The sequence below is a fragment of the Micromonospora sp. PRAS1 genome (genome assembly GCF_059553435.1).
Window position 1 is genome coordinate 26,077 of record NZ_JCANNB010000028.1, and the last position, 23,868, is coordinate 49,944.

General features: G+C 72.9%; 27 protein-coding genes. 5 read left to right on the plus strand and 22 right to left on the minus strand.

Features of this window, described 5'->3' with window-relative positions:
* Nucleotides 1–12: 12 nt before the first annotated feature.
* Entirely contained in the window at nucleotides 13–759 is a 747-nt protein-coding gene (locus AC507J_RS23235) for a class II aldolase/adducin family protein (protein ID WP_496291296.1), read from the minus strand.
* A 399-nt stretch (nucleotides 760–1,158) separates the two neighbouring features.
* Here AC507J_RS23235 and AC507J_RS23240 point away from each other — a divergent pair, with 399 nt between their 5' ends.
* Nucleotides 1,159–1,950, plus strand: a complete 792-nt coding sequence (locus tag AC507J_RS23240; RefSeq protein WP_496291297.1) for a hypothetical protein — start codon at nucleotides 1,159–1,161, stop codon at nucleotides 1,948–1,950.
* On the opposite strand, the gene AC507J_RS23245 is transcribed toward AC507J_RS23240, so the two are convergent.
* Complete coding sequence (locus AC507J_RS23245; RefSeq protein WP_496291298.1) at nucleotides 1,941–2,420, minus strand: SRPBCC family protein; 480 nt, start codon at nucleotides 2,418–2,420, stop codon at nucleotides 1,941–1,943. The genes AC507J_RS23240 and AC507J_RS23245 overlap by 10 nt on opposite strands.
* A gap of 43 nt (nucleotides 2,421–2,463) precedes the next feature.
* Here AC507J_RS23245 and AC507J_RS23250 point away from each other — a divergent pair, with 43 nt between their 5' ends.
* From AC507J_RS23250 to AC507J_RS23265, 4 genes are all read left to right on the plus strand, one after another.
* The gene (locus tag AC507J_RS23250) at nucleotides 2,464–2,823 is read left to right on the plus strand and encodes an ArsR/SmtB family transcription factor (RefSeq protein ID WP_496291299.1); all 360 of its coding nucleotides are present in this window, start codon (nucleotides 2,464–2,466) and stop codon (nucleotides 2,821–2,823) included.
* Between the two features lie 95 nt (nucleotides 2,824–2,918).
* Nucleotides 2,919–4,955, plus strand: coding sequence for a serine hydrolase domain-containing protein (locus tag AC507J_RS23255; protein ID WP_496291300.1), 2,037 nt, complete (start codon nucleotides 2,919–2,921; stop codon nucleotides 4,953–4,955).
* A gap of 51 nt (nucleotides 4,956–5,006) precedes the next feature.
* A complete protein-coding gene (locus AC507J_RS23260; RefSeq protein WP_496291301.1) occupies nucleotides 5,007–6,359 on the plus strand; it encodes a sensor histidine kinase in 1,353 nt (450 codons plus the stop codon).
* A gap of 8 nt (nucleotides 6,360–6,367) precedes the next feature.
* Entirely contained in the window at nucleotides 6,368–7,015 is a 648-nt protein-coding gene (locus tag AC507J_RS23265) for a response regulator (protein WP_496291302.1), read from the plus strand.
* 30 nt (nucleotides 7,016–7,045) lie between these two features.
* Here AC507J_RS23265 and AC507J_RS23270 read toward each other — a convergent pair whose 3' ends face one another.
* From AC507J_RS23270 to AC507J_RS23365, 20 genes are all read right to left on the minus strand, one after another.
* The gene (locus AC507J_RS23270; RefSeq protein ID WP_496291303.1) at nucleotides 7,046–7,678 is read right to left on the minus strand and encodes a hypothetical protein; all 633 of its coding nucleotides are present in this window, start codon (nucleotides 7,676–7,678) and stop codon (nucleotides 7,046–7,048) included.
* A gap of 245 nt (nucleotides 7,679–7,923) precedes the next feature.
* On the minus strand, nucleotides 7,924–9,150 hold the full coding sequence (locus tag AC507J_RS23275) for a cytochrome P450 (RefSeq protein WP_496291304.1): 1,227 nt from the start codon (nucleotides 9,148–9,150) through the stop codon (nucleotides 7,924–7,926).
* The gene (locus tag AC507J_RS23280) at nucleotides 9,147–10,700 is read right to left on the minus strand and encodes an AMP-binding protein (protein WP_496291305.1); all 1,554 of its coding nucleotides are present in this window, start codon (nucleotides 10,698–10,700) and stop codon (nucleotides 9,147–9,149) included. The genes AC507J_RS23275 and AC507J_RS23280 overlap by 4 nt, the downstream gene beginning before the upstream one ends.
* Nucleotides 10,701–10,713: 13 nt before the next feature.
* Nucleotides 10,714–11,472 carry a class II aldolase/adducin family protein gene (locus AC507J_RS23285; protein WP_496291306.1) on the minus strand — a complete coding sequence of 253 codons (759 nt, stop codon included), beginning with the start codon at nucleotides 11,470–11,472 and terminating at the stop codon, nucleotides 10,714–10,716.
* On the minus strand, nucleotides 11,472–11,606 hold the full coding sequence (locus AC507J_RS23290; RefSeq protein ID WP_496291307.1) for a hypothetical protein: 135 nt from the start codon (nucleotides 11,604–11,606) through the stop codon (nucleotides 11,472–11,474). Before AC507J_RS23290 ends, AC507J_RS23285 begins: the two co-directional genes overlap by 1 nt.
* Nucleotides 11,603–12,256: a 2-hydroxychromene-2-carboxylate isomerase gene (locus tag AC507J_RS23295; RefSeq protein WP_496291308.1), complete on the minus strand. Its 654-nt coding sequence runs from the start codon at nucleotides 12,254–12,256 to the stop codon at nucleotides 11,603–11,605. The genes AC507J_RS23290 and AC507J_RS23295 overlap by 4 nt, the downstream gene beginning before the upstream one ends.
* On the minus strand, nucleotides 12,253–13,137 hold the full coding sequence (locus AC507J_RS23300; protein WP_496291309.1) for a thioesterase family protein: 885 nt from the start codon (nucleotides 13,135–13,137) through the stop codon (nucleotides 12,253–12,255). Before AC507J_RS23300 ends, AC507J_RS23295 begins: the two co-directional genes overlap by 4 nt.
* Complete coding sequence (locus AC507J_RS23305) at nucleotides 13,134–13,946, minus strand: alpha/beta fold hydrolase (RefSeq protein ID WP_496291310.1); 813 nt, start codon at nucleotides 13,944–13,946, stop codon at nucleotides 13,134–13,136. Before AC507J_RS23305 ends, AC507J_RS23300 begins: the two co-directional genes overlap by 4 nt.
* Entirely contained in the window at nucleotides 13,939–14,937 is a 999-nt protein-coding gene (locus tag AC507J_RS23310; protein WP_496291311.1) for a beta-ketoacyl synthase N-terminal-like domain-containing protein, read from the minus strand. Before AC507J_RS23310 ends, AC507J_RS23305 begins: the two co-directional genes overlap by 8 nt.
* The gene (locus AC507J_RS23315) at nucleotides 14,934–16,187 is read right to left on the minus strand and encodes a beta-ketoacyl synthase N-terminal-like domain-containing protein (protein ID WP_496291312.1); all 1,254 of its coding nucleotides are present in this window, start codon (nucleotides 16,185–16,187) and stop codon (nucleotides 14,934–14,936) included. Before AC507J_RS23315 ends, AC507J_RS23310 begins: the two co-directional genes overlap by 4 nt.
* Entirely contained in the window at nucleotides 16,180–17,247 is a 1,068-nt protein-coding gene (locus AC507J_RS23320) for a beta-ketoacyl synthase N-terminal-like domain-containing protein (RefSeq protein WP_496291313.1), read from the minus strand. The genes AC507J_RS23315 and AC507J_RS23320 overlap by 8 nt, the downstream gene beginning before the upstream one ends.
* A complete protein-coding gene (locus AC507J_RS23325; protein ID WP_496291346.1) occupies nucleotides 17,244–18,449 on the minus strand; it encodes a beta-ketoacyl-[acyl-carrier-protein] synthase family protein in 1,206 nt (401 codons plus the stop codon). The genes AC507J_RS23320 and AC507J_RS23325 overlap by 4 nt, the downstream gene beginning before the upstream one ends.
* Before the next feature lie 2 nt (nucleotides 18,450–18,451).
* On the minus strand, nucleotides 18,452–18,682 hold the full coding sequence (locus tag AC507J_RS23330; protein ID WP_496291347.1) for an acyl carrier protein: 231 nt from the start codon (nucleotides 18,680–18,682) through the stop codon (nucleotides 18,452–18,454).
* A gap of 52 nt (nucleotides 18,683–18,734) precedes the next feature.
* Nucleotides 18,735–19,214 (minus strand): 3-hydroxyacyl-ACP dehydratase FabZ family protein, encoded by a 480-nt coding sequence (locus AC507J_RS23335; protein WP_496291314.1) that lies wholly within the window; start codon nucleotides 19,212–19,214, stop codon nucleotides 18,735–18,737.
* A gap of 1 nt (nucleotide 19,215) precedes the next feature.
* Nucleotides 19,216–19,653, minus strand: coding sequence for a 3-hydroxyacyl-ACP dehydratase FabZ family protein (locus tag AC507J_RS23340; RefSeq protein WP_496291315.1), 438 nt, complete (start codon nucleotides 19,651–19,653; stop codon nucleotides 19,216–19,218).
* 11 nt (nucleotides 19,654–19,664) lie between these two features.
* Nucleotides 19,665–20,405: a 3-oxoacyl-ACP reductase FabG gene (fabG, locus tag AC507J_RS23345; protein ID WP_496291316.1), complete on the minus strand. Its 741-nt coding sequence runs from the start codon at nucleotides 20,403–20,405 to the stop codon at nucleotides 19,665–19,667.
* A gap of 95 nt (nucleotides 20,406–20,500) precedes the next feature.
* Complete coding sequence (locus AC507J_RS23350; RefSeq protein WP_496291317.1) at nucleotides 20,501–20,692, minus strand: ferredoxin; 192 nt, start codon at nucleotides 20,690–20,692, stop codon at nucleotides 20,501–20,503.
* Nucleotides 20,693–20,748: 56 nt separating this feature from the next.
* A complete protein-coding gene (locus AC507J_RS23355) occupies nucleotides 20,749–21,969 on the minus strand; it encodes a CaiB/BaiF CoA transferase family protein (RefSeq protein WP_496291348.1) in 1,221 nt (406 codons plus the stop codon).
* The gene (locus AC507J_RS23360) at nucleotides 21,969–23,129 is read right to left on the minus strand and encodes a steroid 3-ketoacyl-CoA thiolase (RefSeq protein ID WP_496291318.1); all 1,161 of its coding nucleotides are present in this window, start codon (nucleotides 23,127–23,129) and stop codon (nucleotides 21,969–21,971) included. The genes AC507J_RS23355 and AC507J_RS23360 overlap by 1 nt, the downstream gene beginning before the upstream one ends.
* Nucleotides 23,130–23,822: a PIG-L deacetylase family protein gene (locus AC507J_RS23365; protein ID WP_496291319.1), complete on the minus strand. Its 693-nt coding sequence runs from the start codon at nucleotides 23,820–23,822 to the stop codon at nucleotides 23,130–23,132.
* Nucleotides 23,823–23,868: the final 46 nt, after the last annotated feature.

The window sequence follows — 23,868 nt, forward strand, 5'->3', positions numbered from 1 at the left end:
GGTTCGGTTCGGTCAGAAGCGCAGGCGCAGGTCGAGGTCTTTGACGTGCTCGGGGAAGGGCACCGGGCCGCCCAGGGCGAGCGCGCCGATGCTCGACGCCGCCGCCTCCTCGATCGCCACGACCAGGCTCGCGGCGTGCTTGGCGTCGTCCCCGGCCACGAGCAGGCCGTGGTTGCCGAGCAGGACGCCGTACGTCTGCGGGTGTGCCCGGTAGGTCTCGGCGATGGCGCGGACTGCCTCGGCCGTGCCGCGCGGTGCCCATGGGGCGACCGGGATGTCGACCGCCTGGCCGTGCACAAGCAGCGCCTCGTAGCGGGCCGGCAGGCTTACCGAGGCGAGGGCGTAGCTGGTGGCGTAGGGCGAGTGGGTGTGGATTACCGCGTTGACGTCCGGGCGGGTGCGGTAGACGCCGACGTGCATCTTCAGGATGGCGGCCACCGACGGGCTCGGCTCGCCGAAGCGCACCTCGCCGTCGAGGTCGACCACGACCACCTCGTCGTTGACGGTACGCAGCGCCGGTACGCCGACGCGGAGGTCCCCGGCCGGCCACGGGCGCAGCAGGTCGCCCGCGTTTATGGCGAGCAGGTTGTCGTGTCCGGGCAGCCGGACGCTGATGTTCCCGTGTCCGCTGGCGGACATCGCCGAGGCGGCGAAGATGCGGTTGATGCCGGAGGTGAGATCGCTCCGCGCGGCGGCCAGTTCGTCGGCACCGAATGGCGCGCCACGCAGCGCGGAGGGTGCGGGGATGTGCTGGGTCATGGCGTCGCAGCCTTGTCTTCGTGGATGGGCGTGCCGGTACGACGGTGGTCCGCGTACCGGGTTCGAGAACGCGGACCACCGCGTGGTGAACGGCGGATGACCGGGGACCGGCGCGGCGGGTGGGTGCGCCGGATCGCGCCGGGAGATGACGGCCGTCAGGGGGCCGGAGTGAACGCGACGGTCCGAATGAGGTGCCGCGTCGAGCAGCCGGCTGCGGCGGGCAGCCGGGTCAGCGGCTGGGACAGAGCGCGCTGCCCGTGCGGCAGTAGTCGACCGCGCGGCGGGCGGTCAGCAGCGTTGGCATAACCCTAGTATGCCCCTAGGATTTAGAGGCGATCAAGACCGCAGGTCGTGTGACCTGCGCCCCAGCCGCCGACGGACCGTGACAGGACCAGATTCGTGCCGAAAATAAACGTCTACCTGCCCGACGCCCTTGCCGATCGGGTACGCGAAGCGAGGCTGCCGGTCTCGCGGATCTGCCAGACCGCGCTGACCCAGGCGCTCGAAGGGGCGGACCGGGCCGCCCACGATGCGGTCGCCGAACTGGCTCTACCCGAGCCCGTCGAGCTGGCACCGCCACCCAACCACCACGTCGCGGCGATCCTGCGCCAGTCCTACGAGGTCGCCGCGGCGCGTCGCGCGGCGACCGTCGAGCCGATCGACATCCTCCAGGCGTTCCTCGACGAGGGCGAGAGCCTGGTGCTCAACGCCGTCGAACTGCTCGGCTTCCCGGCCGCGTCGATCCAGGCCGCGATCGACGCGACGGTCGGCCGCCGACCGAGCCGGGCCCGGGTCTCGCGGCAGCCTTCCGGTGCCCCGACGCCGACGTTGAGCGGCGACGCCCGCGCGACGCTCAACGTCGCCGCCACCCAGGCCGCCGAGCACGGCGCCGCCGCGATCACCGGCAGCCACCTGCTGCTCGGACTGCTCGCCGACGAGGGCAGCGTCGGCGGGGTGCTGCGGGCCGTGGGCGTCACCGACGTGGTCACCCCCGCCGTGCTCTCCGCGCTCTACTACGGGGCCACCTTCGGCCGGCTGACCCCGGACCGGAACGCGGACACCGCCGCACTGCGGATCATGATGTTCGACGTGCTCGACCGACTGGACCGGTTGCAGCACATCGTCACGCCACGCTCCCGGGTCGACGCCGCTCCGGCCGACGCCCCGGCCCGCCGCCGCGCTCAGACGTAGAAGCCGGTGCGCAGCGTGATGCCGTGTTCCAGCCATGCCTTCATGCAGCAGAGCATGTTGGTCCAACCTTCGCAGTTGCCGTAGGAGGCGCGCTGGCCCTCGGGGGTCGGACGCCAGCCCTCCTCGGCGATGGTGACCAGGGTGCGGTCGCCCTCCAGCGACTCGAACTCCAAGGTGACGGTGGTGAAGTAGGCCGAGCCGGCGACCGGCTCGTCGGTGGTCGACTGCGGACCGTCGGCGGCCTCCCAGCGCAGCACGATCCGTCGGTCCTGCTCGACCTCGACCACCTCGACCGGAAACGCCCCGGGGAAGTCGGCGAAGTCCCAGGTGACGGTGGCGCCGGTGGCGAGCCGACCCTTGGCCCCGCCGGTGGTGAAGTACTTCGAGAGCTGGTCCGGGTCGACGACCGCCTCGAACACCTCGTTTACCGGCCGGCTGATCCGTCCGGCGACCTTGAACCGCAGGTCCATGTTGATCTCCTCCCGTGGCGCTGACGTGTTATATGGTTATAACATGTCAGCCCGACATAACCGCCCCGCAAACGCCGAGCCGATCGACGAGGACGGCGTGTTCAAGGCGCTGGCCTCACCCACCCGACGGCGGATCCTCGACCTGTTGAAGGACCAGCCCCGCACCACCGGCGACCTGTGCGACCGCTTCCCGGAACTGGACCGCTGCACGGTGATGCAGCACCTACGGGTGCTCGACGCGGCCGGGCTGGTCATCGCCCAGCGCAAGGGCCGGGAGCGGTGGAATCACCTCGACCCGCTGCCGATCAAACACATCCACGACCGCTGGATCGGCGAGTACGCCGACCGGGCCGTCGGCATGCTCGCCGCCCTCAAGGCCGACCTCGAACCACCCAGCTCCTGAGCACCTCCGGGCCCGGGAGATTGCGACTCAGGTCGTAAGTCGAATGCGGTCTCGGGGCAGATGGCGTGGGGCGGCGATTTCCGCAGGCTTGGCTCATGTCTTCCCACCATGCATCCCGACCGATCGCGCCCCGGTCCGGGTCACGCCGCGTCCGGCTTGGCGCGGCCCTGACCACGGCGATCGCCATCGTCTTCGCCGTCGCCGGCTGCGGCATGTCGGCGCAGCCGCGCCCGGCACCGATCGTCGCCAATCCACCCGCACCGGGTACGCCGACCGACCCGGCGGCCCTGAACGCCGCCGACGTCAACGCCTGGCTCGACGGGCTGCTGCCGGCCGCGCTGCAACGCACCGGCATCGCCGGAGCCACGGTCGCTGTCGTGGACGACGGTGAGATTCTCACCGCCCGGGGGTACGGCCACGCCGACACCGGTGACGGTGGCACCGGCGCGGTGCCGGTCGACCCCGATCGACACCTGTTCCGGGTGGGTTCGGTCGCCAAGCTCTTCACCGCCACCGCCGTGATGCAGCTCGTCCAGCGCGGCGACCTCGACCTCGACCGGAACATCGAGGATTACCTGGACTTCACCCTGCCCCGCCGCTACGAGCAGCCGATCACCCTGCGTCACCTGCTGACGCACACCCCCGGCTTCGAGGAGCGGATCGCCGGCCTGATCGCTGCCGAAGGCAACCGCGTCGACCTGCGCAAGGCCCTGATGACCGACCCGCCGGAGCAGATCTACCAGCCGGGGACGGTGCCCGCGTACTCGAACTACGGCTACGCGCTGGCGGGCTATCTCGTGGAGCACGTCAGCGGCGTCCGCTTCGAGGAGTACGTCGCCGCCAACGTCCTGGCCCGCGCCGGCATGACCTCGTCGAGCTTCGAACAGCCGCTGCCCGCGCCACTGGCCGACCGAATGTCGAACGGGTACGACAACGCCGCCTCGCCGGCCGGTCCCTTCGAGATCGTCGGCACTCCCCCGGCCGGCGCGCTGAGTGCCCCGGCCACCGACATGGCCCGGTTCATGCTCGCCCAGTTGGGCGAACCGGTGGGTGCCGAACCGCTGCTCGATCCGGCCACCCGCGAGCTGATGCAGCGCCCGGCGCTCGACGCCACCTCGCTCGGCACGCTCGCCGACGGCCCCCGGATGGCGCTCGGCTTCTTCGACGAGAGCCGCAACGGCCGGCGCATCGTCGGACACGGCGGCGACACCCTCTACTTCCACTCCCATCTACAGATCTACCCCGACGAGCGGGCCGGCATCTTCATCTCGCTGAACAGCAACGGCAACGGTGGGCTGGACAGCATCAAGCTGCGCCAGGCGGTGCTCGACGGTTTCGCCGACCGCTACTACCCCGCCCGCAGCGCCCCCACCGCCAGCACCGTCGACCCGGCAACCACCGCCGAGCACGCCGCGCTGGCCGCCGGCACGTACGAGAGTTCCCGGGGCATGCACAGCAACTTCCTGACCGTGATCGGCCTGGTCGGCCGGACCGAGATCAGCGTTGCCGACGGGAACCGGTTGCTGTTCCAGCCCGCGCCGCTCTCCGACAGCCCGGCCCTTTACGAGGAGGTCGCGCCGTGGGTGTGGCGCGAGGTCGGCGGGCAGCGCACGGTGGCGATGCGGGTGACCGACGACAGCGTCGACGCGATCGCTCTCGACCCCGTGATCACGCTGCTGCCGGTCGAGCCCGCGCGCAGCTCGGCGGTTGCCGTCCCGGTGATTGCCGGATCGACTCTCGTGCTCCTGCTCACCATCCTGGTGTGGCCGGTCGCCGCGATCGTCCGCCGTCGCCTCGGTCACCCCGGGCGGGACCGGGCCGGTCGTACCGCCCGGATCCTCAGTCGCGTCGCCGTCGGCGCCACCGTGCTGGCACTGCTCGGCTGGGTGCTGAGCATCATCACCATCATGAGTCTGACCGACGTACCGGGTGGCGTCCTGCGTACCGTGCAGGTGCTGCAACTGATCGGGCTGCTCGGCGTGCTGCCCGCCGCCGTCCGGCTGGTCGACGACGTACGCCGTCGGGTCGGCTGGTCCCGGGTCGTCGGCAGCGGCCTGGTCCTGCTCGCACTCGTCGGGGCCGGCTGGTTCGCCGTCGAGTTCCGGCTGCTGGCCCCGAGCATCTCCTACTGACCGGGCCGACCCGCCTGACCCGGAACGATCCGGAGCAAGGAAGCTGATGACATGAGGGACGACACCGGCGCCACGGCCGAACCCGATGTGCCCCGGTCGACGTGGTGGCTCGACGAACGGCTCAGCCGACTCGGGATCACCGGACGGTTCGCCCGCGACTGCCTGCTCGCGACGGTCCTCACCGTCCTCACCTTCCTTCTGTTGGCACTGCTGTTCTGGGGCTTGGCCTCGGCGGAGGGGCTCTACTTCGAGCCGGTGCGGGCCTGGCTGGTCATCGCCGTCGCCTGCGTACAGGCGATGCTGCTCTGCCTGCGTCGGGTCCGTCCGCTGCTCTGCCTCGCGCTCGTCGTCGGCGTCCAGCTGGTCGTCATCGCCGGCTCCCTGCCGGACGTGACGATCCGTGGCGTCGCGCCCTTCGTCGCGGCCTACAGCGTCGGGTCGCTGCTGCCGCTCCGGCCGGCGCTGCTGGCCGCCGGGGCGGCGGTGGCGGTGGAGACGTCGGGGGCGCTGGTCGTCACCGGCGTGGCAGGTACCCCCGCCGCGCTGGTCGCCACCGGCCCGGCCGGTGCCGAACTGCTCTTCACGACCGTCGGCCACTCCACCGCCGCGGTCCTGGTCTACGTCGGCGCCACCTTCATCGGCAATTACGTCGCCACCCGGCGGCGGAACCTGGAGCTGATGCGGCAGCGCGCCGAGGAGGCGATCGCGGCGCAGCAGGCCAAGGTGCAGGCCGCGATCGGGGCCGAGCGGTCCCGGATGGCCCGGGAGCTGCACGACGTGGCCGCCCACCACCTCTCCGGGATGATCGTGCAGGCCTCGGCGGTGCAACGGCTGATCGACCGTGATCCGTCAGCCGCGCAGGCCGGGGTGGCCTGGATCCGGGCGCAGGGCAAGGAGACCCTCGACAACCTGCGACTGGTAGTGGGCGTGCTGCGCGGCCGGCCCGGGGACGGCGGCGACGGTACGGTGCCGGTGCCCGGGCTGGCCATGCTCGACGAGTTGGTACGGACCGCGCACGGGCTCGCCGGCCCGGTCGAGCTGATCCGGGACGGGGAGCAGCGCGAGGTCCCGCCGATCGCCGACGTCGCGCTCTACCGGATGGTGCAGGAGTCGCTCTCCAACGCCCGCCAGCACGCACCGGGCACACCGGTGCGGGTGGAACTCCGCTTCCTGCCCCGCGAGATCCTGCTTGAGGTGGTCAACGGCCCGGCGCCGGGACGCCCGGGGCCGCCGGCCGGCGGCAGCGGGGTGGGGCTGGTGGGCATGCGGGAGCGGGCCCAGCTGATCGGCGCGCGGTTCACCGCCGGCCCGACGCCAGAGGGCGGCTGGTCGGTGAGCGTACGGCTGCCGACCCGGGACGACAATCGAGTCGCGACGGCGGCCAAGGAGGAGAGCGGCGGATGATCAGGGTGATGCTCGTTGACGATCAGGCGGTGGTACGGGCCGGCTTCCGCGTCATCCTGGAGCAGGCGGGCGACATCGAGGTCGTGGCAGAGGCGTCCAGCGGCACCGCGGCGGTCGACCTGGCCCGCCGGTTGCGGCCGGAGGTGATCTGCATGGACGTCCGGATGCCCGGTGGCGACGGCCTGACCGCGACCCGCCGGATCGTCGCGGAGGCGGCCGAGTCGCCACCGGCGGTCCTGGTGGTGACGACCTTCGACCTCGACGAGTACGTCTTCGGCGCGCTCGAATCCGGTGCCAGCGGCTTCATCCTCAAGGACTGCGAACCCGAGGAGCTGATCGACGCGGTGCGGCGACTCGCCAGTGGCGAGGGCCTGGTCGACCAGGCCGTGACCCGACGGGTGATCTCGGAGTTCGCGCGGCGCAGACCCGCACCACGGACCGACGCCGCGGCGGCGCACCAGTTGACCGCGCGGGAAGTCGAGATCATCGGCCTGCTCGCCCGAGGGCTCTCCAACGTCGAGATCGGCACCGAACTCTTCATCGAGACCAGCACGGTCAAGTCGCACCTGGGGCGCGCGATGGCGAAGATCGGCGCACGCGACCGGTTGCAGACGGTGGTCTGGGCCTACCAGAACGGCGTCGCGCGTCCACACTAGGCGTCGGCATGCGGGACGCCTGCTGCCGGATCAGCTCTGCTCGGGTGCCGGTCCGTTGTCGTTGAAGCGGAAGCTGCTCATCGGATCGGAGTCGCCCAACTCCTCCAGGATCAGACCGGAGTTCGAGGAGTTGAAGAGGTACGCCGAGCTGTTGCTGATCACGAACGCCTCTTCGGCGCCCTCGACCGGTGCGATGGTGAACCGCTGGCGCGCCTCGTTCTCGTCGCAGTCAGCGCCCTGCACGACCAACGGCTGGCTGTTGCCCGGGTTCTGCACCTGCCAGCAGACCGCCTCACCCGTGCCCGGTCCGCCACCGGCACCCCGGTACGACTTGACCAGGAACTCCTGCCCGCCCAGCGGCGTCGGCACGAAGAGTTGCCGGCCCTCGTCGCCGTCCACCAGGCCCAGTCGTCCCTCGTCGGTAAGCGACAGGCCGCCCTCGAAGCCGTCGACCAGGGTGATGGTCACCTGCCGGTCGCCGGAGAGCACCGGCGAGTTCGCCGTCGGGGTGGCCGGGGCGGACTCGGTGGGTGCGGCGGAGGTCGCTGCGCTGGTCGGCGTGCCGGTCAGGTCGGAGGCCACGTCCTCCGAGGAGGTGCCGCCGCAGGCACCCGTCGAAACGGCCAACGCCACCAGGCCGGCTCCGGCGATCCAGTTACGCATCGACATCATCGTGCTCCTTCCGCAAGGGTGGCCGACCGGCCGTCCGGCCGGTGCACCTCAACCACCGCTGTCGCTTGGGGAACGATGTACCCATACGGGACAACTGCACACACCTGGCACTGGCCGGCACGTATGCATACTGGGTATGCTCCCCCCTCGTGCGTGCTGAACCTGATCATCGGTGGGTGGCTCTCGTCGCGGTGCTGGGCGGCTTCCCCTGACCAGTCGGGTGGCGGCGGTGTGGCTCAGATCCGGCAGGGCATCGACTTGGCACCGTTGACGAAGGCGGACTCCAGCCGCACCACCGGCCCGGTCTGCGCCAGCGTGGCCAGGTGCGGCCCGAGCGCCTCCAGCAGCAGGGTCAGCTCCAACCGGGCCAGGTGCGCGCCGAGGCAGAAGTGCGAGCCGATGCCGAAGCCGAGGTGCGGGTTGGGCGTACGGGCCAGGTCCAACCGATCGGGGTGCTCGAAGACCGTCTCGTCCCGATTCGCCGAGACGTAGTAGAGCACCACCTTGTCGCCGGCCCGGATGGACGCCCCGGCCAGCTCGACGTCACGGGTGGCGGTACGCCGAAACTGCATCACCGGCGAGACATAGCGGACCAGTTCGTCGACGGCGGTACCGATCAGGCGCGGCTCGGCGATCAGCCGGTCGCGTTGCGCCGGATGTTCGACAAGCGCCCGGAGACTGCCGCCGATCAGGTGCCGGGTGGTTTCGTTACCGGCCACGATGAGCAGCAGCCAGAACTGGCAGAACTGCCGGTCGGTGAGGCCGCCATCGCCCGCCAGCCGGCTCGCCAGATCGTCGCGTGGCTGGTTGCGCCGGTCGTCGGCGATGCGCAGCGCGTACTGGAACGCCTCGAAGAACGTCCGGCGGTACGCGTCGACGTCGGCGCCGCCGTACTCGGGATCGTCGAAGCCGACCAGGTTGTTGCTCCACCTGTGGAACAGGTGCCGGTCGGCGCGCGGCACGCCGAGCAGGTCGGCGAGGACCAGCAGCGGCAGCTCCGCGGCCAGGTCGGTGACGGCGTCGAAGCTGCCCCTGGCCCGCACGTCGGCGACGACAGTGGCGGCGTGGGCGGCGATGCTGTCGCGCAGCCGGGCCACCGCCCGCGGGGTGAACACCGAGGACACGACCCGGCGGATCCGGGTGTGCTGCGGTGCGTCCATGTTGATCAGCAGTTGCCGGGTGAACTCCAGATCGGCCCTGGTCCGCGGGTCGACCAGGAACGCGCCGCGCTCGCCGGACGAGAAGATCCCGGGTTCCCGGGACACCGTGTTCACCGCCGCGTGCGTGGTCACCGCCCAGTAGCCAGGGCCCCGCTCGCGGACCAGCCCGGCCGAGCTGTACCGCAGCCGCTCGGGCTCCTCGACCCAGCTGACCGGCGCCTCCCGGCGCAGCCGGGCGAACTCCGCGTACGGCACCGCGCGCCCGTACGTCGACGGGTCCGCCAACGCCACCTGACCGGTCATCGGCTTCCCCAGCGTCGCCGCAGCTCGGCCTTGCGCAGCTTGCCGCTGGCGTCCCGGGGCAGGGCGGTCACCACCCGGTACGCACGCGGCACCTTGAACCCGGCGAGGTGCCGCCGGCAGTGCGCCTCAAGCACGGTCGCCAGGTCGTCGCCCGCCCCGGCGGTCGGATGCGGCTCCACGAGCGCCAGTGGACGTTCGGCGAACTCCGGGTCGGGCACCCCGATCACCGCCGCGTCCAGCACCCACGGGTGCCGCAGCAGCACCGCCTCGATCTCGGCCGGATAGATGTTGACGCCACCGGAGACGATCCGGTCCTTCGCCCGCCCGACCAGGTAGAGATAGCCGTCCTCGTCGAGGTGGCCCAGCTCGCCGTAGGTGAAGGTGCCCGGGTCGAGGTGGGCGCGGGCGGTGGCCTCCGGTGCCCGGTGGTACTCGAAGCCGCGACCGGCCGCCCGGCGCAGGAACACCCGGCCGGTCACCCCGGCCGGCACGGGACGGCCGTCGTCGTCGACCACCAGCAGCTCGGTGTAGGGCGCGGCCCGGCCCACGCTGCCCGGCCGGGCAAGCCATTCGGTGCTGTCGATAAGCGAGGCCACCCCGCCCTCGGTGGCGCCGTAGTACTCCAGCAGGATCGGCCCCCACCAGTCAATCATCGCCCGCTTGACCTGCGGCGGGCAGGGCCCACCGCCGTGCCACACCACGTTGAGCCGGTCGGCCCGGAAGGCGTCGCGGACCTCCGGTGGCAGCCCGAGCAGCCGGATCAGCTGCGTCGGCACCAGGTGGCAGGCCACCACCCGCTCGGCGGCGAGGGTGGCGAGCACCGCCGCCGCGTCGAAGCGCTCGTGCAGCAGCAGCCGGCAGCCGCGCAGCAGCGGCATCAGCGCGAAGTACAGCTGCGAGGAGTGGTACCAGGGACCGACCTGGAGCACCGACGCACCGTCGCCCGGCACCCGCAGGACGCTTGCCGCGTAGTCCAGCAGCCGGGCCAGGCGGCGCGGCGAGGCACCCTCGACGAAGAGGTTGTTGCGTACGCCGCGCGGCTGGCCGGTGCTGCCCGACGTGTACATCATGATCGAGCCGGAGAGCTGGTCGTCCGGCTCGGAGTCACCGGTCTCGGCCAGCAGCGGCTCCACCGCCCGCAGCCCCGACCGGTCACGCTCGCCGGTGACCAGCCGGACCCGTACCCCGGCGGGTTCGGGCAGGGCCGCCACGCAGGCCGCCGCCAACTCCGCCGTGGCCGGCTCGGCGAGCACCGCCGCGCACCCGGCGTCCGCGACGATCGCCGCCGCCTCGGCCGGGGTCAGGTGCCAGTTCACCGGTACGATCACCAGCCCGGCGTGCAGGCAGGCCAGGATCGCCTCGAACGTCTCCACCCGGTTGCCGATGAGCATCGCCACCGGGTCGCCCCGACCCAGCCCGAGCCCGCGCAGCAGGTGCACCCAGCGGTTCACCCGCCCATCCAGGCACCGCCAGGTCCGCGTACCGCCCAGGCCCACCAGCGCCTCGCCGTCCGGCCGGGCGGCCACGATCGAGGTCAGGTACTGCGCCATCGCCCGCCCCCGCTCAATCCAGCAGGTCGGGTTGCCGGTGCACGATCTCGTCGTACATCGGTCGGAAGTTGATCCGGCCCAGGCCCGGCGTACCGATGGTGGCGTGGGTGCCCAGCGCCTCGGTGTGGCCGATGAGGACCGGCGGCCCGACCGCCTCGGCCAGCAACTGCACCTGGCAGCAGCGTTCCATGCTGATGAACCACCACGCCGCCTCGCCGACCGAGGCGCCCACCGTGAGCAGCCCGTGGTTGCGCAGGATGACCGCGCGCCGGGTGCCGAGCGCCGCTGCGATCCGTTTGCCCTCCTCCGCGTCGGCCACGCCACCGTACGCGTCGTAGAGCGCATGGTCCTGGTAGAACGCGCAGGCGTCCTGGGTGATCGGGTCGAGCAGCCGGCCCGTGGTCGACCAGGCGCGACCGTGGATCGAGTGGGTGTGCGCGGCGGCCACCACGTCCGGGCGGGCCGAGTGGATGTGCGAGTGGATCGCGTACCCGGCCGGGTTGACCGTGCGGTGCCGCGACCGACCCGCCTCCACCACCGCGCCGGCCGCGTCCACGAGCAGCAGGTCACTGGCGCTGACCAGGCCGAAGTGCAACCCGAACGGGTTGATCCAGAAATGGTCGGGCTGCTCCGGGTCGCGGGCGGTGACGTGCCCGCCCGCGCCCTCGTCGAAGCCGAGCCGCGCGAAGATGCGCAGCGTGGCGGCGAGTTGCCGCTTGCGGTGCAGGCGCTCGTCGGCGGGGCCGCGCCGGGCCCGGGTGCCCTCGGTCATCAGCCACATCCGCCGGCGGTGTCGGTGTCGTAGCCGAACTCGGGGTCGTCCCAGAGCTCGAGCGGGGCCGGCGGTTCCTCGGCGGCGGGCTCCGGGGTGACCGCCACGGCGGCGGCGTACGGGTCGTCACTCATCGGATCTCCTTGCCCTCTCGTGCCGGGTCGGCCCGGCCGGTGCTCTCCTGCCACACCCGCAGGAACGCGTCCAGCCGGTCGTATCCCCAGAACCGGTGCGGCCCCAGCTTCAGGTAGGGCACACCGAAGATGTCGTCCTCGTAGGCGGTGACCAGACCGGCCACCCCCTCCGCGCGGATCTCGGGGTCGTCCGGCGCGTGCGCGGCGAGTTCCGGGTCGACGCCGGCCCGGGCCGCCGCGGCCCGGACCACCTCCGGGTCACAGATGTTCTCGCCCCGCCCCCAGCGGGCCGCGGTCAACTCGTCGTAGAACGGGTCGGCCCGACCCAGCCGCCGGGCCAGCAGCCAGGCCAGGTGCGGCAGGTCCCACCACGGATCCCGGTCGATCGGCCAGGCCATCGGGATGCCGAGGTCGCCGGCGAGGCGTTTGGTGTCCATCAGGATGTAGCGGTGCTTGGCCCGGCTCATCTGCACGTAGTGGAAGGCGGCGTCCCGGTCGTCGAGCAGGGCGGAGGTGGTGTGGTCCGGATCGAAGTACGGGATCCATTCGAGTTCGGCGCAGAGCTGCGGCGCGTCCGCGCGGAGCCGGTGCACGGTCAGCCAGCTGTACGGGCTGCGGAACGAGAAGTAGATCCGGGGCCGGCGTTTCACGACCCGCTCCGGCCGGTGAGCACGTCGGCGATCTCGCCGAGGTTGGCCAGCGACCCCGCCTGCGGGCCGGCGCTTATCGCGTAGCCGTGCAGGATCGTGGCGGTGGCGGTGTGCACCGGCTGCCCGTCGCGCAGCACGTAACAGTCCATCCGGGCCTCGAACATGGTGTCCCGCAGCACGTCACCGACGGTAAGCGTGGTGTGCAGCGTCTCCTCCATGTGCACCGGCGCGAGCTGGCGTACCCGGGCCCGGGACACCACCGGGATCCAGGACCGCTCGACCAGCAACCGGCCGACGGAGATGTCCCGGTCGGCGAGGAACCGGTCCACCACCTCCTCAAGCGCCCGGACGTAGCCGGAGTGCTGCAACCGGTCGGTGAAGTGGCAGTAGAAGTACGGCACCCGCCAGCTCCACCGGAAGTCCTCCGGCCCGGGCTCCGGTGCCGGGGTGACCGCCTCGGCGAAGGAGTCCACCCGCAGCCCCCGGTACGCCTCCGGCACCGGTGCCGTGGCCACCCCGATCGCCTCGGGGACCAGCGCCACGGTGAGCTTGCCGCGCAGCACGGTCACGGTGCCGCCGTCGCGTTCGGTGGTGAGTACGACCGAGAACCTGCGCCCGCCGAGCCGGGTCACCTCGGCCCGGACCTCGTCGTCGACCTCCAGCACAGCGGGCAGTTGCACGGACGAGTCGATCACTTCCCAGCCGAGCCCGTGCTCGTGCAGCAGCCGGTGCGGCCCCAGGTCCCGATCGCGGAACCACTGCAACACCGCCGCCTCGGCCAGGTACATGAAGTGCTTGAAACCGACCCAGGTCCGGATGTTCGCGCCCTCGTACCCGGGCCGCATCGACAGGCTGGTGCGCTCCGGCATGGTCGTGGTCATGGCCTCCCCCTCCCCGCCCCGGTCCGGGCCGGTGGCAGCACCGCGAAATCGGTCACGAACCGGCCGATCTCGCCGGCCACCGCGTCGGCCCGCCGGACGTGACAGAAATGGTCGTAGCTCTCGTCGACCAGCACCCGGGCGCCGGGCATCCGCTCGGCCAGCACCTGCGGCGTCTGGCGGACCAGCGTCGGATCCGCGCCCCCGATCAGGAAGAGCGCCGGTGCCGCGATGGCCGGCAGGTCCAGATAGGAGCTGGCAACGAACTGGTCCAGCGCGGCCAGGAAACCTGCGGGGCCGATCCGGTCGGCCACCACGTCGATCATCGCGTCGAGCAGTTCCGGCTCCAGCCGGTCGGCACGCGGCCCGATCGACACCCGTACGGCCGCCCGCAGGTGTCGGTCGAAGCTGACCCGGGACCGCTCCACCACCGCCCAGTCCACCGGATCGGTGACCGGCCGGAACAGCGGGCAGAGCAGCACCAGCCCACCGGTGACCAGTTCGCCCCGGGCCGCCAGGTCCAGCGCGGCGGTCGCGCCGTAGGAGTGCGCGATCACCAGGTCGGGGGCGCGGTCGAGGTGGTCCAGGTGCTGGCGTAACCACCGGGCGGAGAGCGCCTCGTGCCGCCACCGGTAGTCGTTGCCGGCCCGCCAGGGCAGGTCGAGCGCGACCAGCCGCCAGGCGGGATCGAGCCGGCGAGCCAGCGGTCGCCAGTTGCGCCAGCCGTCCTCCAGGCCGTGCGCGAGCACGACAAGCGCACCACCCGGCGCGCCCTCGTTGAGCACCTGCGGCGCGCGGCGCTTGTCAGCCACGGCCGCCGCCATCGCTCGCCGGGCGGACCAGCGCCCGCCGCACCGGCCCGGCGGCCGGGCCGCAGGCGACCCCGATCCCGGCCGGCTGGGTCGGCCCCGCGCCGGCCAGCAGTTCGACGGCGAGCGCCACCGAGATCACGCCCTGCCCGCCGTGACCGTCACCCCAGTGGACGGCCGGGTCCCAGCCGTCGGGACCGATGACCAGCTCCGGTGCCCGTGGCCAGTCGGCACCGGTGGCCAGCACGTCGAGCCGCACCCCACGCTGGTCGCGGGCCGGGTCAAGCGGGTCGGGTCGGCCAGGCGGATCGGGTTGGCTGGGTTGACCGGGTTGGTCGGCTTGGCCAGGCTGTTCGGACTGGCTGGGCTGGTCGGGTTCGAGGATGAGGCAGGCCGCGCCGGCCCGCAGCGGATGGCCGTAGTCGCCGGCGGCGTGGATCGCGCCGGCCACCTCGTCCTCCGGTTCCGCGCCGACGACCACCACCCGCCGGGCCCGGCCGCCGCGCAGCAGCAGCGCCGCCATCGCCAGCCCGTCGAGGCCGGCGGTGGCCCCGGTGCAGATCATCAGGTTCGGTCCACCGAAGCCGAACCAGAGCGCGACCGTGCTGGCCACGACGTTGCTGGAGGCGTTCGGCGCGGCCAGCGGGCTTACCGCCCGGCCGCCCTCGGCGGCGACCGTGCGGGTCACCTCCGCGACCGTCGCCAGGTTGCCGAGGTTGCCGCAGGCGACGACGGCAACGCCCGGGTCGACCTCGACCGTCGGCCGGTGCCCGGGCGGCAGCCCGAGGGCCCGGTGCACGGCGCAGAGCGCCAGCAGCGTCGCCGGTTCCTTGTAGAGCAGCCCCTTGCGGCCCAGCAGGTCACGCGCCCGCTCCGGCGGGACCGCGCCACCCAGCCCGAGCGCAGGGCCGTCGACGAGCGTACGGCCTTCGGCGAGCCCGGTCACCGGACGCTCGCCGGGCAGATGCAGACTCCACGCGACGATCCGGCTCATCCGCACCCCGCGATGATCGACACGGCGTTCACGCCGCCGAAGCCGAAGGCGTGCACCTGGGCCAGCCGGGGCCGGGCCACCCGCGCCGAGGTGACGAAGCGCAGCTCCTTCCCGGCGGCGAGCGGGACGTCCAGGCCGACGATAGGCGGCACCGTACCGGTGCTCAGCGCGCGCAGCGCCACGTCCACGTTGACCAGACCGGCCGTCCCGGAGGTGTGGCCGAGCGCGCCCTTCACGGCGGTGACCAGCGGATCTCCCCCGGCGGCGAGGTTGACCCGGCGCAGCGCCTCGCACTCGGCCGGGTCGTTGAGCGCGGTGCCGGTGCCGTGCGCCACCACCAGGTCCACGTCGGCCGGGTCGACGCCGGCCCGGGCCTGGCCGTCGCGGATCGCCCGGCTGATGCCCGCCACGTCCGGCGCGGTCTCGTGCCGGGCGTCGCAGGACAGGCCGGTGGCGAGCAGTCGCCCCAACGGCACCGGCCCGGTCTCCCGCACACCCGAACCGGTGCCGGCGGGACCCCCCGGACCAGCGATCCGCTGACCCGAGCCGGTGGCGGCGGCCGGCACATCCGAGCCGGTGGCCGCCCGCGCACCCGAACCGGTGGCGGGGTCGGGCAGCAGTACCAGGGCCGCCGCGCCCTCGCCGAGCAGCACCCCACGGCGGTGCTCGTCGAAAGGGCGGACCCGGTCGGTGGGTTCGTCAACGACCCGGCCGATCATCGCCAGCATCGACTGGGTCATCCCGTCCACGGCGGCCACCACGACGGCGTCCGCGTCACCGGCGGCCAGCAGGTCCTGCCCCAACGCGAGCGCGTGCAGGCCGGCGCTGCACGCGTTGACAAGCGTGATCACCTCGGCGATGCCCGGTACCACGGCCCGCAGCACCGGGCCGAAGTGCAGCCGCTCCGCCGACACCGGCTGCCCGGTCAGCGCGAACTCCTCTACGGCGGCCAGCTCCCGCAGGCCGGTGCCGACCACGGCGACGACGCGCTGCCGGGTGGGGTCGAGCCGGGCCGCGCGTACCGCCCGGCTGACGCAGCCGGCGAGCCAGTCGCTCGCGGCGAACCGGCGCACCGGTTCGCCGGGCAGGTGGTAGCCGTGGGCCACGTTCACCTTCGCCGGGTCGGCCGACCGCAGCGGGGCTCGGCCGTCGGCGCCGGCCAGCAGCGCGGTGAACGTCGCCGCGCCGTCGCCGAGGCAGGTACGCACGACACTCGCCACGATCAGGCTTGGCGCGGCCCGGTCAGGCACCGTCGGCACCACGCGCCCACCCCCGCACCAGGGTCGCCCCGGCCGCGCCGTCCGGACTCGTCGCGGTGAGCAGTCCCAGCGCGCCGTCCGGCAGGACGCCGGCGCGTACCTGGGCGAGGAAGACGGCCAACCCGAGCGCGCCCGCCGCCGCGTCGCACTCGCCCCACCAGTGCCCGGCCCAGATCCGTTCCGGATGGTGGCCGAGCAGCGCGGCGGTGGTGGCGTCGGCGGTCGCGTCGACGTCGCCGAGAATGACCGCCGTCACCTCGGCCGGGGACCGGGCCGCCTGGCCGAGCACCCGCCGTACGCAGCCGGCCAGCGCGTCGGCCGGATCGGGCGCGAAGCCGGTGGCGAGCCCGAGGATCTCGGCGTCGCGGTCCAGACCGGGCGCGTCGGCGCGCACCGCGAACACCGCCGCGCCCTCGCCGGTCGGGCCGCCGTGGCGCCGGTGCACCCACCAGGCCCGGTGCGCGCTGAACTCCTCCACCGCCCCGGCGAGCAGGACGTCGGCGGCGCCCCGCACGATTGTGGTGTGCGCGTACCGCAGCGCCGACACCATCGCCAGCGGGCCGGTCGCCACTGTGGAGTTGACCCCGCGCAGCCGGTAGCGGATGGCGACCTGGCCGGCCGCGCAGTTCATCACCGTGTTCGGAAACAACACCGGGTTGACCAGGTAGGGCTTCTCCTGGACCAGGGTCTCCCGGCTGTAGTCGCTTGTGGACCGGAAGCTGCCGAGCGTGGTGCCGAGCACCACGCCGGTGCGCCCGTCGCCGTCGGGCCCGGTGGCGATCCCGGCCGAGCGCAGCGCCTCGCCGCAGGCCACCACCGCCATCGCGGTGGCCCGGTCGTAGAAGCTGGTGCCCTTGCGGCCGAGCAGCTCGCGTACGTCGAAGTCGGCCGCGAACCGGTGCACGGCGGGCGGCAGCGGCTCACCGGCGAAGCTCGCCACCGGCGCACCGGTGAGGTCGTCGCCGGCCGGCTCGGCCGTGGTCGGCAGCAGCGCCGCGCCGACCCCGTCCGGGTGCACGGCGCCGGTGCCGACGATCGCGAGCGGGGTCATGCCGCCGTGCCGAAGACGACGATCGCGTTGTTGCCGCCGAACGCGAAGCCGTTGTTCTGGGCCACCCTGATCTTCGCCGGGCGGGCCTCGTTCGCCACGAAGTCGACGTCGCCGAGGCTCTGGTCGGGCTGGGCGAGGTTGATCGTCGGCGGCAGGAAGCCCTGTTCGATGGCGAGCACGCTGGCGATCGCGCCGAACCCGCTGGCGGCACCCATGGTGTGCCCGATCATCGACTTGACCGAACTGACCGGTGGCGGCCGGCCGTCGAAGACGTCCCGCAGGGCGGCGATCTCCACGGCGTCGTTGGCCTGCGTGCCGGTCCCGTGCGCGCAGACGTAGTCGACCTCGTCCGCGCTGACCGCCGCGTTGCGGTGCGCGGTGCGGATGCACTCGGCGATGCTCGACCGCTCGGGCGCGACCGGGTGGGCGGCGTCGCAGTTGTGCCCGTAGCCGCGTACCTCCGCGTAGCCGCGCGCCCCGCGCGCCGCGGCGTGCTCGGCGCTCTCCAGCAGCAGCACCGCCCCGCCCTCGCCGGTCAGGATGCCGCTGCGGTCCCGGTCGAAGGGGCGGCACTCCCGCTCGGCGAGCGCGCCGAGCCGGTAGAAGCCGGCGTGCGCCCACCGGCACACCGAGTCGGCACCGCCGGCCAGCATGACGTCCGCCTCGCCGGTGGCGATCAGGTCGTAGGCGTACCCGATCGCGTAGTTGCTCGCCGAGCAGGCGGTGGCGATGGTGACGGACTCGCCGCGCAGGCCGAGTTCGGCGCTTACCGCGTGGGCCAGCCGGCCCGCCGGCAGCTGGCGCAGCGCGGTGGCGTCCATGGCGGCGAACCCGCCGGTCACCCGCTGCGCGGTCAGCTGCTCCATCGCCACCGACTCGCCGCTTGTGGTGCCGATGGCCGCGCCGGCCCGGTCCGCGTCGATCGCCGCCGGGTCCAGGTCGGCGTCGGTGACGGCGAGCCGCGCCGCAGCCGCCGCGAAGAGGCTCGACCGTCCCCACTGGCCGACATCGAGGGTACGCAGCAGCGCGCCGGGGTCGAAGTCGGGCACCTCACCGGCGTGCCGGTGCGGAAAGCCGTCGGCGTCGAAGCTGCCGATCGGGGAGATCCCGGACCGGCCGGCGCGCAGCCCGGCGGCGAACGGCCGCGCGCCGATGCCGATGCTGGAGACCGGGCCGAGGCCGGTCACCAGCACCCGACGCAGGGTCATGACCCTTGGCCGTGCCGCAGCAGCGCGTCCCGGACCAGGGTCAGGTTCCGCAACTTGGGCAGCTCGGACTGGGGGATCTCCACCTTGTACCGCTTCTCCAGCCGGGCGAGGATCTCGATCGCCCGCAGCGAGTCCGCGTCGTACTCGTCCATGAAGTCGCCGGTGTCGGTCAGCTCCTCCGGCTCCAGCTCCAGCACCTCGGCGACGAGTTCACGCAGGTCGTCCATTGGATAGGCAAGGTCGGTCACGGCAGCTCCTCCAGGGGCGGACAGTTGTCGGTCATGGCACGGGTTCGGACGGCAGCAGCGCACGGGGACGGACCGCCGCGACGAGCGAGGCCGCGGTGGCGATCCGGCGATCGCCGACCCACGTCTGACCGGCCGCGAAGACGGTGTCGGCGACCACGTGGTCGAGCACGACCTCGTGCCGCAGCACGTCGCCGGGGTACGCCCGGCCCTGGACGCGGTAGTCGCGGATGCCGCCCAGCACGAACATCTCGTCCGCCGCCAGCACCCGGTCGGCCGCCGCCATGAAGAGCAGCGCCGCGGCCTGCCCGATCGACTCGACCGCCAGCGAGACCGGGTACGCGTACGCCTGCGGCGGCGCCTCGTCGGCGATCGCCGCGTAGCAGGTCTCGGCCAGGCTGATCGCCTTGACCGCGGTGATCCGTCGCCCCGGTTCCAACTCCAGCACCCGGTCGATCAGCAGCAGCGGATGACGCTGGGGCAGGATCCGGCGGATCGCGGGCAGGTCGAGCATGTCAGCCGTCCCGCTCGGCGAAGTCGGCGCGCAGCCGGGCGCAGGGCGCCTCGCCGAGCGTCAACTCGGCCCGGGCCCGCCAGCCGGCGGCGATCCGACGCAGCTCGACGTCGAAGACGATCTCGTCGCCGGGACGGGCCGGGCGCAGGAACCGGGCCGAGGTGACGGCGCACAGGTCGACGTCGGGCCGGCCGGCGTGGGCGAGCGCGGCGCGTACGGTCTGCTCCAGCCCTTCCACCATGAGCACCCCGGGCCAGACCGGCAGGCCGGGAAAGTGCCCCCGCAGCAGCGGCTCCCCGGGCGGAACAGTGAACACCCCACGGATCGAGAGCACCGGTGAGGACGCACCCGCCGGGGCCGGCGGGTCGACGCTGATCCGGTCGACCGCCCGGGCCGGGGCGGCATGCCCCGGTGCGGGCACCGGAACCCAGGTGGCCACGCTTCCCACGGTCACAGTGAGATGCCCCCGTCGACCTGGAAGACCTGACCTGTGACGTAGGCCGAGGCGTCGGAGAGCAGGAACTCCACCATCGCCGCCACCTCGTCGGGTCGACCGAAGCGCCGCAGCGTGATCTGCCCGAGCGCCCGGCTGCGCAGCGACTCGTCGAGGGCGTCGGTCATGTCGGTCTCGATGAATCCCGGCGCGACCACGTTGACCCGGATGCCGTGCCCGCCGACCTCCTTGGCGAGTGACCGGCTCAGCCCGATGATGCCGGCCTTGGCGGCCGCGTACGCCGTCTGGCCGACGTTGCCGTGGATCCCGGCGACCGACGAGATGGTCACGATGGAACCGGCCCGGCGCTTCATGAACCGGAACCCGACGGACCGGCACACGTTCCAGGTGCCGGTCAGGTTGGTGGCCTGCACCAGGTGCCAGTCCTCGGGTGCGGTCAGCACCAGCGGCGCGTCCCGGGTCAGGCCGGCGTTGCTGACCAGGCCGGTGAGCGGGCCGAGTTTCTGTTCCGCCGCCCGGACGAACTCGTCGACGGCGACGGTGTCGGCCACGTCGCAGGGCGCGAAGTAGGTCGGCACGCCCAGCGCCCGCACGGCCGCGTCGGTCTGCTCGGCCGCCTCCGACCAGGCGCTGAAGCAGCCGGCGACGGCGTGGCCGGAGGCCGCGAGCCGGAGCGCGACGGCCCGGCCGATCCCGCGGGACACCCCCGTGACGAGAACGATGGGCGAGTCTGTCACATCGTCCCCCCAGGATCAGCCCCGCGACCAAGATTCACAGATGTGCATATCTTGATTGATGCGGCCCGGGCAGGCAAGGGCGAGGTGGCCGTTTCTCAATCGATGAGCGAGATCGCCGCCTTCGGACAGGACCGGGCCGCCGCCTCCGCCGCAGCCCACTGGGACGGCTCCGGTCGGGGCACGAGAATCCGCAACTGGTCCTCGTCGTCCAGGTCGAACAGCGTCGGCGCGAGCGCAGCGCAGACCCCGTTGCTCTCGCAGCGGTCGACATCGACACGTACCCACATCGGCGCCGCCACCCCCCTTCCGCCTCGCCGCGCCGCCCAGGGGCCGGACGGCGCGTTCAGATCACCCCGTCGGCCCGCAGCTTCGCCCGCGCATCGTCGTCGTAGCCGACCGCCGCGAGAAGCTCGTCGGTGTGCTCACCACGGACGGCCGCACCATGCCGCACCCCGGTCGGCGTCCGGCCGAACTTGGCCACCGGGCCGGTCAACTCCGCCACGTTGCCGTCGGAAAGCTCCGTGGCGGCCAGCATCCCGCGCGCCCGGACCTGCTCGTCCGTGGCAACCTCGGCGAGCGACCGCACCCGCCCCGCGGCGATGCCGATCCGGTCCAGGTCGGCCAGCACCTGCGCGGTGTCCCGGGTGGCACACCACTGCGCGAGCAGCGCGTTCACCGGCTCCCGCCGGGCCCGGCGCTCGCGGTTGGTGGCGAACCCCGGCGCGCGGGCAAGCTCCGGACGCCCGATCAACTCGGCAAGCGCCCGCCACTGCCGGTCGAACGCCACCACCAGGTAGACCGCCCCGTCCCGGCAGGCGTACGAGTTGCTCGGCACCAGGAACTCGGTCTCGTCGCCGCGCCGCACCGGTGGCGCGCCCGCCGCCGCGAGCGTCAGGTAACCGTTGCTCTGGAACAGCAGCGCGTCGGTCATCGCCACGTCGACGTGCTGGCCCTCCCCGGTCGCGTCCCGGTGCCGCAACGCCGCCAGCGCGCCGATCGCGCCGTGCAGCCCGGCAAGGTCGTCGGCGAGGAAGGTGGGTGCCTTCACCGGCGGCCCGTCGGCGGAACCGTTCAGCGCCATCCAGCCGCTCTCGGCCTGCACGATCGGGTCGTACCCGCGCCGCCGGGCACCCGGGCCGAAGCCGCCCCAACCGGAGATCGAGACCAGGATCAGGCCCGGGTGGTCACGGTGCAGCCGGTCGAATCCGATCCCCCAGCGCGCCATCGTGCCGGGCTGGAAATTCTCCACCACGATGTCCGCCGTACCGGCCAGCGCGCGGAAGACCTCCTGACCCGCCGGAGTACGCAGGTCCAGGCTGACGCTGCGCTTGTTGCGGTTCACCGTCTGGTCGAACCAGGACAGGCCGGTGCCCGGGATGAGCGGTTCGAGCTGACCGGCCCGGTTGCTGGGCAACTCCACCCGGATCACGTCGGCGCCGAGATCAGCCAGCACGCAGGAGGCCATCGGGCCGGACCAGACCGTCGTCACGTCCAGCACCCGGACACCATCGAGCGGCCCGGCCAGATCGGCCCGCGCGTCGCGGTAGAAGTCCGCCGCCTCCATCAGCACCGCTCCAGGATGGACGCCGTGCCGAGCGCGCCGCCGCAGCACATCGCGACCAGGGCCAACGTGCCGTCGGTGCGCTCCAACTCGTGCAACGCGGTCACCAGCAGCCGGGCCCCGCTGGCGCCCAGCGGGTGGCCGAGCGAGATCGCGCCACCGGAGACGTTCAGCCGGTCCAGGTCGGCATCGTAGGCGTTGCGCCAGGCCAGCACGACCGCGGCGAACGCCTCGTTGATCTCGTACCGGTCGATGTCGCCGATCTTCAGACCGGCTCGGTCGAGCACCGTACGGGTCGCCTCGATCGGCCCGTCGAGCAGGAAGTAGGGGTCGGCACCGACCACCGCCTGGTGGCGCAGGACCGCCCGGGGACGCAGCCCGAGCGCCAACGCCCGGTCACGGGACATCCACAGCACCGCCGCCGCCCCGTCGGAGACCTGCGAGATGGTGCCGGCGGTGTGCAGCCCGTCCGGGATGGCCGGGGCGATCGCGGCCAGCCCCTCCGGCGTGCTCTCGCGTACGCCCTGGTCCCGGTCGACCATGGCAGGCGCTCCCTCGACCGGGTCGCCACCACGCACGTCGACCGGTACCACCTCGGCGGCGAAGCGCCCCTCCGCCCATGCCCGGGCGGCCCGCCGCTGCGACAACAGGCCGTAGCCGTCCAGGTCTGCCCGGCTCAACCTCTCCCGGCGGGCGATCCGCTCGGCCCCACCGAACTGGCTTTTCGGCGGGTCGTCCCACGGATAGTCGCGGGTCTTGTAGTGGCCGGGCCCCTGGTAGAGGTTCACCCCGATCGGCACCCGGCTCATCGACTCGACGCCGCAGGCGATCCCGACGTCGATCACGTCCGCCGCGATCAACGCGGAGATCAGGTGATTGGCCTGCTGGGCGCTGCCGCAGGAGGTGTCCACCGTGGAGGCCGGCACGGACCAGGGCAGCCCGGTGCTCAGCCACGCGTTGCGGGTGACGTTCAGGCTCTGCTCGCCGGCCTGGGTGACGCAACCGCCGATAATCTGACCGATCTCCGACGGCTCGATGCCGGCCCGCCGGATCACCTCGACCTGCACCAGGCGCAACAGCTCGACCGCCTTCAGACCGGAGAGCCAGCCGCCCCGGCGGCCGATCGGGGTGCGGACCGCCTCGACGATCACCGGCGTGGCCACTCAGCGCACCTCCGCCGGGCTGGTGGCCTGATCCGTGGTCAGCCGCCACAACCGCTCCTCGGCCAGGCAGGACAGCGGCGCCACGAAGCGCAGTTGACTGGCGTACGCCAGCATCGCGATCGCCTTGCGGCCCTCGTGCCGGGCGTCCTCCAGCGGGTCGGCGTACCCCGGCTCGGCGTTGGCCCGGTGCCTGGCGGCGAAGCGCTCGACCGCGGCGGCGGCCCGGCGCGGTCGGTGGTTGCGGTAGGGCAGGTCCTCGTACGCGATCAGGTGCCGCACGCCGGCACCGGCGACCGCCGCCGGCCAGACCCGGCCGACCTGCTCATGGTCGGGGTGGAAGAGACCCACCGGCCCGTACACCGTCTCCGGCCGGATCTCGTCGACCGCGCGGCACACCACGTCGGCCACCTCGTCGTCGGTGGAGGGCATCGAGTACTGGTGGTCCAACAGGTCGGCGTGCAGCGGACGGGCGTTGAGCAGGTCCAGCGCGGCCCGGTCCTCCTCGCGTCGGCGGTGCACGGCCGAGCGGGACTCGATGAACCCGCTGGCGAGGTCGTACTTGGTGGTGGTGAAGCGGGGCGGGCGACCCGCGAAGACAGTGAGCACCACCGCTCCCGGACGTGCGGACAACATCTTGCCGATGGAGAGCACCGCGTCATCAAGGTGGGTCGAGATCACCAATGTCTCCGCCATGCCTCGCCTTCCCGACCGCGCCGGGGACCGCAGGCCGATCATGCTC

Excerpts from the sequence above, each read along its gene's own strand:
- AC507J_RS23355 (WP_496291348.1), bottom strand. The coding sequence starts at position 21,969 with ATGGAGGCGGCGGACTTCTACCGCGACGCGCGGGCCGATCTGGCCGGG.
- AC507J_RS23335 (WP_496291314.1), bottom strand. The coding sequence starts at position 19,214 with ATGCTCGACCTGCCCGCGATCCGCCGGATCCTGCCCCAGCGTCATCCG.
- AC507J_RS23365 (WP_496291319.1), bottom strand. The coding sequence starts at position 23,822 with ATGGCGGAGACATTGGTGATCTCGACCCACCTTGATGACGCGGTGCTC.
- AC507J_RS23255 (WP_496291300.1), top strand. The coding sequence starts at position 2,919 with ATGTCTTCCCACCATGCATCCCGACCGATCGCGCCCCGGTCCGGGTCA.
- AC507J_RS23290 (WP_496291307.1), bottom strand. The coding sequence starts at position 11,606 with ATGAGTGACGACCCGTACGCCGCCGCCGTGGCGGTCACCCCGGAGCCC.
- AC507J_RS23270 (WP_496291303.1), bottom strand. The coding sequence starts at position 7,678 with ATGCGTAACTGGATCGCCGGAGCCGGCCTGGTGGCGTTGGCCGTTTCG.
- AC507J_RS23260 (WP_496291301.1), top strand. The coding sequence starts at position 5,007 with ATGAGGGACGACACCGGCGCCACGGCCGAACCCGATGTGCCCCGGTCG.
- AC507J_RS23250 (WP_496291299.1), top strand. The coding sequence starts at position 2,464 with ATGTCAGCCCGACATAACCGCCCCGCAAACGCCGAGCCGATCGACGAG.
- AC507J_RS23300 (WP_496291309.1), bottom strand. The coding sequence starts at position 13,137 with ATGACCACGACCATGCCGGAGCGCACCAGCCTGTCGATGCGGCCCGGG.
- AC507J_RS23275 (WP_496291304.1), bottom strand. The coding sequence starts at position 9,150 with ATGACCGGTCAGGTGGCGTTGGCGGACCCGTCGACGTACGGGCGCGCG.
- AC507J_RS23310 (WP_496291311.1), bottom strand. The coding sequence starts at position 14,937 with ATGAGCCGGATCGTCGCGTGGAGTCTGCATCTGCCCGGCGAGCGTCCG.
- AC507J_RS23245 (WP_496291298.1), bottom strand. The coding sequence starts at position 2,420 with ATGGACCTGCGGTTCAAGGTCGCCGGACGGATCAGCCGGCCGGTAAAC.
- AC507J_RS23280 (WP_496291305.1), bottom strand. The coding sequence starts at position 10,700 with ATGGCGCAGTACCTGACCTCGATCGTGGCCGCCCGGCCGGACGGCGAG.
- AC507J_RS23285 (WP_496291306.1), bottom strand. The coding sequence starts at position 11,472 with ATGACCGAGGGCACCCGGGCCCGGCGCGGCCCCGCCGACGAGCGCCTG.
- AC507J_RS23330 (WP_496291347.1), bottom strand. The coding sequence starts at position 18,682 with ATGGACGACCTGCGTGAACTCGTCGCCGAGGTGCTGGAGCTGGAGCCG.
- AC507J_RS23320 (WP_496291313.1), bottom strand. The coding sequence starts at position 17,247 with ATGACCCCGCTCGCGATCGTCGGCACCGGCGCCGTGCACCCGGACGGG.
- AC507J_RS23235 (WP_496291296.1), bottom strand. The coding sequence starts at position 759 with ATGACCCAGCACATCCCCGCACCCTCCGCGCTGCGTGGCGCGCCATTC.
- AC507J_RS23350 (WP_496291317.1), bottom strand. The coding sequence starts at position 20,692 with ATGTGGGTACGTGTCGATGTCGACCGCTGCGAGAGCAACGGGGTCTGC.
- AC507J_RS23265 (WP_496291302.1), top strand. The coding sequence starts at position 6,368 with ATGCTCGTTGACGATCAGGCGGTGGTACGGGCCGGCTTCCGCGTCATC.